This window comes from Myxococcales bacterium, from assembly GCA_016717005.1.
Taxonomy (GTDB): Bacteria; Myxococcota_A; Polyangia; order Haliangiales; family Haliangiaceae; genus UBA2376.
The window spans coordinates 132,115-141,413 of the sequence record JADJUF010000023.1; the positions used below are offsets into that span (position 1 = coordinate 132,115).

Consider the following 9,299-nt stretch of genomic DNA (forward strand, 5'->3'; position numbering starts at 1 on the left):
TCAAACCACTATCACGGGCGCCGCACCGTCGCAAGCGTGGTCAGCGCGCGTGGCCGCGTCCGTCGGTCGCGCCCGCGGCCGCGGCGATCGCGGCGCAAGTCGCTGATCGCACAGCCCCTCCGGACCGGCCGCGGCGCGTGCGCGGTCAGGGCGGGGCCCGGATGGGCGCGCGCGACGCCGAGCGAGCGCGCGTCAGCGGGTACGATGGGCCCGTGCGCACACCCGTCACCTCACCGCGCTGGTACCAGCAGGCGGTCATCTACGAGGTCCACGTGCGGGCGTTCTGTGACGCCGACGGCGACGGCGTCGGCGATCTGGCCGGGCTGACGTCGAAGCTCGATTACCTCGTGGAGCTCGGCGTCACCGCGCTGTGGCTGCTGCCGTTCTATCCGTCGCCGATGCGCGACGGCGGGTACGACATCGCCGACTACACCAGCGTCCACCCCGCCTACGGCACGCTGGCCGACTTCGAGCGGTTCCTGGCCGCGGCCCACGCGCGCGGCCTGCGGGTGATCACCGAGCTGGTGGTCAACCACACCTCGAGCGATCACGCCTGGTTCCAGGCGGCGCGCCGGGCGCCGCGCGGCAGCGCGGCCCGCGACTTCTACGTCTGGAGCGACCGGCCCGATCGCTATCCGGACGCGCGCGTCATCTTCCGGGACTTCGAGCCCACCAACTGGACCTGGGATCCGGTGGCGGAGGCGTACTACTGGCACCGCTTCTACGACCACCAGCCCGATCTCAACTTCGACAACCCGGCGGTCCACGCGGCGGTCATGGCCGCGATGGACTTCTGGCTCGACCTCGGCGTCGACGGGCTCCGCCTCGACGCCGTGCCGTACCTGTACGAGCGCGACGGGACCACGTGCGAGAACCTGCCCGAGACCCACGCGTTCCTGCGGTCGCTGCGCACCCACGTCGACGCCCGCTACCGCGACCGCATGCTCCTGGCCGAGGCCAACCAGTGGCCGGTCGACGCCGCCGCCTACTTCGGCGACGGCGACGAGTGCCACATGAACTTCAACTTCCCGCTGATGCCGCGCCTGTTCATGGCGCTGCAGCAGGAGGACCGGTTCCCGATCGTCGACGTCATGCGCCAGACCCCGCCGCTGCCGCCCGGCACGCAGTGGGCGACGTTCCTGCGCAACCACGACGAGCTGACGCTGGAGATGGTCACCGAGGAGGAGCGCGACTACATGTACCGGGCCTACGCGCGCGACCCGGCCGCGCGCCTCAACCTCGGCATCCGCCGCCGGCTCGCGCCGTTGCTGGGCTCGCGCCGCAAGATCGAGTTCGCCAACGCGCTCTTGCTGTCGCTGCCCGGCAGCCCGGTCCTGTACTACGGCGACGAGCTGGGCATGGGCGACAACGTCCACCTCGGCGATCGCGACGGCGTCCGCACGCCGATGCAGTGGTCGAGCGAGCGCAACGCCGGCTTCTCGCGGGCCGAGCCGGACGCGCTCTACGCGCCGGTCATCGTCGAGCCCGAGTACCACTACCAGACCGTCAACGCCGAGGCCCAGCACCAGAACCCGGCGTCGCTCCTGTGGTGGATGAAGCGCCTGATCGCGATGCGGCGCGCGCACCCCGCGCTCGCCGTCGGCGCGCTGCAGTTCGTCGCGGTCGACAACCCGCACGTGCTCGTGTTCGTGCGCAGCCACGGCGACGCGCGGCTGCTGATCGCCGCCAACCTGTCGCGGTTCGTCCAGCACGCCGACCTCGAGCTCGCGGCCGTGGCCGGGCACGCGCCGGTCGAGCTGTTCGGCGGCACGCGGTTCCCGGTGATCACCGAGCGGCCGTACGGGCTGTCGTTCGGGCCGTTCACGTTCATGTGGTTCCGGCTCGAGCCGCCAGCCCCGGTCGGCCGGGACCGGGCCCACCTCGACGCGCCGGGGCCGTGGTGGACGATCCAGGACGACCGGCGCCGGCTGGCCGAGGCGGTGGTCGACTACGCCGCCGACCGGCGCTGGTTCCGCGGCGGCGACCGCGCGCGCACCGGCGTCGAGCTGATCGACGTGCTGCCGCTGGCGACCGCGCCGGCCCGGTACCTCGCGCTGGTGGTCGAGGTGCGCTTCGCGACCGGCGAGCCCGAGCGCTACCTCGTGCCGGTCGGGTTCGCCGCCGGCGCGCCCGCGGCCGAGCTCGCGCACGCGGCACCGAGCGCGCTGATCGCGAGCGTGACGGTGGCGGAGCCCGAGCCGATCACGGGCATGCTCTACGACGCGCTGGCCACCGGCGAGGCGGCGGCCGCGCTGCTCGCGGGCGTCCGCGTCGGCGCCACGATCGCCGGCGAGCACGGGCGGCTGCGCTGCGTCGCGCGCGGGACCCCGGCGCCCGAGCCCGATCCGCCGCCGCGGCTGCTCGCGCCCGATCGTGGCAGCACCACGGTCCGGTTCGGCGAGCGCGCGGTGCTCAAGGCCTTCCGCCAGCTCGAGCCGTCGATCAACGCCGAGATCGAGCTGGGCGAGCACCTGGCGGGCCACCCCGCGGCGCGGACGCCGGCGGTGCTGGGGACCGTGCACTACCTGGCCGACGGCGGCGCGCCGGCCGCGGTCGCGGTCGTGCACGCGTTCGTCGATCACCAGGGCAGCGCGTGGGATCTCCTGTGCGACGAGCTGACGGCCGCGCTGACCCAGCAGCTCTCGACCCCGACCGCGCTGCCGGCGCCGGGCGACGTCGACGTGGTCGCCGCCGCCGACGCGCCGGCGGAGGTGGACGAGGTCATCGGCGGCGATCTGCGGATCGCGCGCGCGCTGGCCGCGCGGGTGGCCACGGTCCACCTCGCGCTGGCCGACAGCGCCGACGCCGCGCTGCGCCCCACGCCGTTCACGGTGACGCACCAGCAGTCGATCTTCCAGGCCGCGCGGACGGTGCTGGTGCGCACGGTCGAGGCGCTGGTCCGGGCGCGCCCGACGCTCGCGCCCGAGGTGGTGCCGCTGGTCGAGCGCGTCGCGGGCGCGCAGGCGGCGCTCGAGGACGCGCTGCGCGCGGTCCAGGCCCGCCCGATCGCGGCGGTCCGCATCCGCTGCCACGGGGGCCTCGACCTCAAGGAGATCTTGCGGGCCGGCGACGACTTCGTGCTCATCGACTTCGAGGGTGAGCCGGCGCGACCGCTGGCGGAGCGTCGCTACAAGCGCTCCCCGCTGCGCGACGTGGCCGGCGTGCTGCGGTCGCTCGCCCAGGTCGGCGACGCCGGCCTGGCGACGGGCTGGCTGCGCGGGCCCGATCACACGGACCGCCGGCTGTGGGCGGACGCGTGGGTCGCGTGGATGAGCGCCGCGTTCGTGCGCGCGTACACGGCCCACGCCGCGGCGCTGGTGCCGGCGCGCGCCGACGATCGCCGGGCGCTGCTGGCGTTCTATGCGCTCGAGCTCGAGCTGGCCCACGTCGGCCGCGCGCTCGGCCACGATCGCGATCAGCTGGCCTGGTCGCTGGGCCGGCTCCTGGCCAGCGTCGACGCCTGATCCCAGGGGGCACCGGTGTCCAGCCGGTGCGCGTCGCGGGCGCGATCTCGTCGGCGCGTCCTCGTCGGGTCCGTCCGGTGTCCAGCCGGTGCGCGTCGCTGGCGCGATCTCGTCGGCGCGTCCTCGTCGGGTCCGTCCGGTGACCGGCCCGCCGCGCCGCGACCTCGCGCGCGAGGTCGTGCGGACCGAGATCGACCCCGGCGCGCCCGCCGGAGCAGGCGGCGCGGCCCGGCGGCGCGCGTCAGTCGGCGCGCTCGAGCTCGTGCACCAGCGCCTGCAGGAGCCCGCGCGTCTCCTCGGCCGCGGACGACGACACCCGCGTCAGCGCGCGCCGCACGGCCGCCTCGACGGTGCCCTTGCGCTCGCGGTCGATCCGGCGCCCGGCCGCGGTCAGCGCGAAGCGGGCGCGCCGCCGATCGCGCGGATCGACGTGGCGCGCCAGCATGCCGCGGCTCTCGAGCCGGGCCAGGATCCCGGTCAGCGTGCTGGCGTGCAGATCGAGGATGCGCGCGATCTCGCCGGCGGTGATCTCGGGGTGGCGGCCGACCACGCGCAGCACCAGCCGCTGCGGGCCGGTCACGCCGAGGGTCCGGCTCATGCGCTTCGACCGCACCTCGAGCGCGTGCACCAGCGCCCACAGCCCCTGCATGAACCGCAGGGTCTCGCTGGCCCCGCTCCACGGCGGCCGTCAGTCTTCGTCTGCGCTCACGTCGCGGCTCCTGTCGCGGGGGTCGGGGCTGCGGCCGCGCGCCAGCCGCGCGAGTCGAGCCAGGCGGTCGCGGCCGGCGCCGTCGCGGTCGTCGCGGCGACCATCAGGTGGTCGCCGACCCGCAGGTCGGTCCGCCGGGTCATCAGCACGATCTCGGCGCCGCGTACGCGGGCGATCGGCAGGGCCGCGTCGATCGGCCAGCCGGCCAGCGACGCGTCGGCGGGCCCGACCGCGGACAGCGCCAGCCGGTTCACGACGACCTCCCCGCGGCGGACCCGGTCGAGCCAGATCAGCAGGTCGGCCTCGGCGCCGAACAGCACGTCGATGTCGTCGTGCTCGGCCACGGCCATCGTGATGCCGCGATCGTGGCGCTCGAGCGCGATCAGCAGCTCGGGCCCGCGCAGCTCCCGGTCGATCCGGCGGCCGAACAGGTAGTTGATGTGCTCGTTCGACGTGAGCCCGACCGCGTAGGAGGCCGACTCGACGCCGGCGGCGATCTGGGTCGCGGTCGCGAGCGCGTCGCCCTGGACCACGTCGATGCCCTGGTCGCGCGCCGCCGCGCACGAGTCGGAGTTGGCGTCGATCAGCGTCACGCGGGCGCCGGCGCGGACCAGGACGCCCGCGACCAGGCGGGCGAGCGGGTTGGCGCCGAGGATCACGAAGCCGTTGCGCGGCGGCAGGCGCAGCCCGAGGCGCTCGGCGACCAGGCCGGCGGTCAGGCCCTGCAGCGTCACCGTGGTGGCGATGACCAGGAACACCAGCGCCCGCATCGCGGTGCCACCGGCGAGGTGCGCGTGCGCGAGCTCGCCGGCGAACAACGACGCGACCGCGGCCGCGACGATCCCGCGCGGGGCCACCCACGACAGGTAGACCTTCTCGCGCACCGTCAGGTCGGTGCGGTAGGTGCTGGCGAACACGCACGCCGGACGCACGACGAAGATCAATAGCGCGACCACGGCCAGCCCGTGCGCGCCGAGCGCGCGGACGTCGGCGAGGCGGACGTCCGCGGCCAGCAGCACGAACAGGGTCGCGACCAGCAGATCGGTCAGCTGCTCCTTGAACTCGGCGACCGTGGACAGCCGCTTGAAGCCGACGTTGCCGACCACGAGGCCCGCGACGATCGCCGCGGTGATGCCGCTCTCCTCGATCAGCGCGTTGCTGACGTGGAACGTCGTGACCGCGACCGCGAGCGCGAGGATGTTCTCGAGCCCGTGCGGGACCAGGTGCCGGACCCGCAGCGCCAGCACCAGCAGCGCGCCGCCGGCCAGGCCGACCAGCGCGCCGCCGCCGAACCGCAGGAAGATCGACAGCCCGCCGAGCGCGGCGTCGCTGCGCGAGGGCGCGACCGCCACCTCGAGCGCGACCACGGCGATCGTCGCGCCGACGGCGTCGATGAAGATGCCCTCGGCGACGAGGATCGCCGCCAGGTGCGGCATCAGCCGCAGCCGCCGCACCAGCGGCGTCACGACCGTCGGGCCGGTGACGATCACCAGCGTCGCGAACAGGATCGAGAGCCGCCAGTCCCAGCCCATGACGACGCGCGTGGCGACGGCCGCGAGCACCGCGGTCACGAGCGCGCCCACGGTGACCAGGCGTCGGATCGGCAGCGCCTGGGCGCGCAGCACCGGCACCCGCAGGTTGAGCCCGCCCTCGAACAGGATGATCGCGATCGCGAAGCCGACCAGCACCGAGAGGCCCTCGCCCAGCAGGTGCGGCCGGATCACGTCGGCGGCGTCGGGGCCGAGCGCGACGCCGAGCCCGAGCAGCACGACGATCCCGGGCAGGCGCAGGTGGCGCGCCGCGACCTGCGCCAGCACGCCCGCCACCATCGCGAGCGCTAGCGTCAGCGCCGGGTGATCGAGCTCGATGGTCATGCGCGAGCGGATGGTAGCAGGTGTCCGCCCGCGCCGCGCCTCAGCCGCTGCGCGCGGGATCGTCGGCGGCCGCGCCGCGGCGCCCATCGAGCGACAGCGGCCAGTCCTCGGGCGCGGCCAGCTCGGCGGTGTAGACCGAGTCGCGGCGGAGCCAGCGCGCGGTCGCGGTCGCGATCGCGGTGGCCAGCGCCAGCGGCAGGACGATCGCGTAGTCGCTCGATAGCTCGAACGCCATGACCGCGGCCATCAGCGGCGCGTGGGTCGTGGCGGCGGTGGCGGCGGCCATGCCGACCAGCGCGTAGCCGCCGGCCGGGGCCAGCGGGCCGGCGCCGAGGCGATCGAGCGCGGCCGCCACCAGCACGCCGGCGCCGCCGCCGATCAGCATGATCGGCGTGAACACCCCGCCGGGGCTGCCCGAGCTCACCGACGACGTGGTCGCGACCAGCTTGGCGATCATCAAGAGCGCGACCATGCCGATCGCGAACCGCCCGTCGAGCAGCCCGGCCAGCGGCTCGTAGCCGTTGCCGGCGACCTCGGGCACGCCGACCACGACCGCGCCGGCGCACAGGCCGCCGAGGCCGGCCCGCCACGGCAGCGGCACCCGCGCGAACGCCCGGGCGCCGAGGTGCAGCACGCGCACGAACGCGTGCCCGGCCAGGGCCGCGACCACGCCGACCAGCGCGAACGCCAGGAGCTCGGCCGGCGCCCCGAGCGTGAACGTGCGCTCGCCGTAGAGCGGCACCGCGCCGACGACCGCGCGCGTGAGCACGGTGGCGATCACCGTCGCGATCACGATCGGCACGACCGCCTCGACCACGATCACGCCGATCACGATCTCGAGCACGAACAGCACCGCGGCGAACGGCGTGTTGTACGCGGCGGTGAAGCCGGCCGCGCAGCCGCACGCGATCGCGATGCGCAGCCGATCGCCGGCGAGGCCGAGCCGCTCGCCGGTGACCTTGGCGACCGCGCCGCCGACCTGGATCAGCGGCCCCTCGCGGCCGATCGAGCCGCCGCTGGCGATCGCGCACCAGGTCGCGAGCGCGCGCCACAGGGTCGAGCGCAGCGACAGCCGGACCCGGCCGAGGGCGACCGCCTCCATCACCGCGCCGACGCCGTGGCTGCCGCGGGTGGCGCGCTGGACCAGCAGGCCGGCGGTGAGACCGCCGGCCGCGGGCAGCACCAGCCGCAGCCACCACGGCGCGGCGATCATCGCCGCCACCAGCCCGTCGGCGCCGCTGGCGACGTGGACCACCCGGAACAGCGCCGCCCGGAACGCGACGGCGAACCCGGCGGTCAGCACGGCGATCACCGCCACGGCGAGCGCGAAGCGGGCGGCACGCCCCGGCGCCGACGATGGCAGCGACATCGCGGCCAGCGTACCGCGATCGCGGCCGGCGGCTCGGTCCCGCGCCCGCGATCGCCCGGCGCGGCGCTGGCGCGCGGCGGGGCGGCCGGCCGTCGGCCCGCGCCGCGGCCGGGGCGCCCGGCGGCGGATTCGACGCGCGCGGCCGGGGCGCTGCGTTACCGTGTCCCGATGCGGTGGAACCTCGTGGCGAACGCGTGCGTGGTCGCGGTCGGGCTCGCGGCGTGCGGGGGCGATCGGGCGCCGCCCGGCGCCGACGCGGCCGGAGTGGACGCCCAGATCGAACCGATCCCGGACGACGCGATCTGGCTCGACCCCGTCGCTGGCAAGCCGACCGGGACCGGCGCCGTCGACGATCCCTGGCCGGGCCTGGCGGCGTCGATCGACGCCGGCCTGCTGGGGGCGTTGCCGGTGGGCGCGACCCTGGTCCTGCGCGGCGGCGCCCACGGCGACGTGTCGCTCGCGGGCGACAACCCCGAGATGATCACGATCCGGGCCGCGCCGGGGGAGGTGCCCCAGCTCGAGCGCCTCGAGATCCGCGCGGGCCAGCGCTGGCGGCTGCGCGGGCTGACGATCAGCCCGTCGTTCGCGGCCGCGCCCTACACCGGCAACATCGTCACGCTCGGCGAGCGGGCCGCGTCGTCGGAGCTGATCCTCGAGGACAGCTTCGTCTACAGCGAGCTCGACAGCAGCGGGTGGACGATCGCCGACTGGATGGCCGCGCCCAGCGGCGTGCTGCTCGGGCGCAACGGCCGCGACCTGACGCTGCGCAACACCCAGGTGACGAACACGCGGTTCGGCGTGGCGATCACCTCGTTCGACTCGCTGGTCGAGGGCAACGTCATCAACAACTTCTCCGCCGACGGCATCCGGGTCACCCGGGACGGGGCGACGGTCGCCCACAACGTCATCAAGAACGTCTACGTCAGCGACGCCGACGGCGACGCCAACCACGACGACGCGATCCAGTGCTTCCTGTTCAACGTCGGCACCGGCCTGGTCCGCGACGTCACGATCCGCGGCAACATCATCATCAACCGCGAGGACGACGCCCAGCCGTTCGCGGCGCCGGTCCAGGCCATCGGCTTCTTCGACGGGCCCCTCGTGAACTTCCTCGTCGAGGACAACGTGATCCTGGTGTCCCACTGGCACGGCGTGTCGCTCTACGACGCCCAGGGCTCGCAGATCCTCGACAACGTCGCGTTCACGCGGTGGCCCGAGGCCCAGCCGCGGCCGTGGGTGATGCTCGGCGAGAAGCTCGGCATGGCCCACGGCAACACCGTGCGCGGCAACTACGCCCACAGCTTCGACTTCGCCGCCGACGCCACCGTCACCGCCGCCGACAACCTCCCGGTGACCCGGGCGATCCTCGACGCGCGGATGACGGCGCTGGCCGCGGAGATCGCGGCGCGCTTCGGCGCGGCGCACCCGGTCAGCGGGCAGCCGCGCGTCGTCGGCTGGTGACCGCGCGGCCGGTCCCGGCGGGCGCGGTCGTCGGCGTGCGGCCGCCGCGGCGCGGCGCGGGTGACGGGGGCGGCGCGGGCCCCGCGCCCGCGATCGCACGGCGCGGCGCTTGCCGCGGGCCGCGGCGCTTGCCACGGTGGCGCATGCGCGAAGGTGTCCCGAGCCGCACCGCGGCGATGGTCGCGGCGGCCCGCACGCTCGGCGCGCTCTTGCCCGCGCGCGTCCAGCTGGCCGACGATCCCTACGGCCTCGGCTTCGTCGGCGGCGCGCTGCCGCGCGGGCCGGCCGCGGCCGCCGCGGCCTGGGCGGTGCGCCTGCCGGTGATCCGGCCGTGGGTGATGTACATGCAGGTGCGGACCCGGCTCCTCGACGACGTCGTCCGCGGGTTCGCGCGCGCCGGCGGTCGGCAGCTGGTGCTGCTC

6 protein-coding genes are annotated in these 9,299 nt (G+C 75.5%); 3 read left to right on the forward strand and 3 right to left on the reverse strand.

The window, feature by feature from the left end; translation table 11 throughout:
* Positions 1 to 161 precede the first annotated feature (161 nt).
* Positions 162 to 3,464 carry a maltose alpha-D-glucosyltransferase gene (treS, locus tag IPL61_20835; GenBank protein ID MBK9033678.1) on the forward strand — a complete coding sequence of 1,101 codons (3,303 nt, stop codon included), beginning with the start codon at positions 162 to 164 and terminating at the stop codon, positions 3,462 to 3,464.
* A 241-nt stretch (positions 3,465 to 3,705) separates the two neighbouring features.
* On the opposite strand, the gene IPL61_20840 is transcribed toward treS, so the two are convergent.
* From IPL61_20840 to IPL61_20850, 3 genes are read right to left on the reverse strand one after another with little or no spacing between them, the layout of a single operon-like run.
* On the reverse strand, positions 3,706 to 4,113 hold the full coding sequence (locus IPL61_20840) for a MarR family transcriptional regulator (protein ID MBK9033679.1): 408 nt from the start codon (positions 4,111 to 4,113) through the stop codon (positions 3,706 to 3,708).
* 56 nt (positions 4,114 to 4,169) lie between these two features.
* Positions 4,170 to 6,047, reverse strand: coding sequence for a cation:proton antiporter (locus IPL61_20845; GenBank protein ID MBK9033680.1), 1,878 nt, complete (start codon positions 6,045 to 6,047; stop codon positions 4,170 to 4,172).
* Between the two features lie 40 nt (positions 6,048 to 6,087).
* Positions 6,088 to 7,416 carry a chloride channel protein gene (locus tag IPL61_20850; GenBank protein MBK9033681.1) on the reverse strand — a complete coding sequence of 443 codons (1,329 nt, stop codon included), beginning with the start codon at positions 7,414 to 7,416 and terminating at the stop codon, positions 6,088 to 6,090.
* A 168-nt stretch (positions 7,417 to 7,584) separates the two neighbouring features.
* On the opposite strand from IPL61_20850, the gene IPL61_20855 reads away from it, so the two are divergent.
* Positions 7,585 to 8,877 carry a right-handed parallel beta-helix repeat-containing protein gene (locus IPL61_20855; GenBank protein MBK9033682.1) on the forward strand — a complete coding sequence of 431 codons (1,293 nt, stop codon included), beginning with the start codon at positions 7,585 to 7,587 and terminating at the stop codon, positions 8,875 to 8,877.
* A 143-nt stretch (positions 8,878 to 9,020) separates the two neighbouring features.
* Positions 9,021 to 9,299, forward strand: a 279-nt coding sequence (locus tag IPL61_20860) for a class I SAM-dependent methyltransferase (GenBank protein ID MBK9033683.1), incomplete at its 3' end; no start/stop codon positions are given.

Excerpts from the sequence above, each read along its gene's own strand:
- IPL61_20840 (MBK9033679.1), bottom strand. The coding sequence starts at position 4,113 with ATGCAGGGGCTGTGGGCGCTGGTGCACGCGCTCGAGGTGCGGTCGAAG.
- IPL61_20850 (MBK9033681.1), bottom strand. The coding sequence starts at position 7,416 with ATGTCGCTGCCATCGTCGGCGCCGGGGCGTGCCGCCCGCTTCGCGCTC.
- IPL61_20845 (MBK9033680.1), bottom strand. The coding sequence starts at position 6,047 with ATGACCATCGAGCTCGATCACCCGGCGCTGACGCTAGCGCTCGCGATG.
- IPL61_20855 (MBK9033682.1), top strand. The coding sequence starts at position 7,585 with ATGCGGTGGAACCTCGTGGCGAACGCGTGCGTGGTCGCGGTCGGGCTC.
- treS (MBK9033678.1), top strand. The coding sequence starts at position 162 with ATGGGCGCGCGCGACGCCGAGCGAGCGCGCGTCAGCGGGTACGATGGG.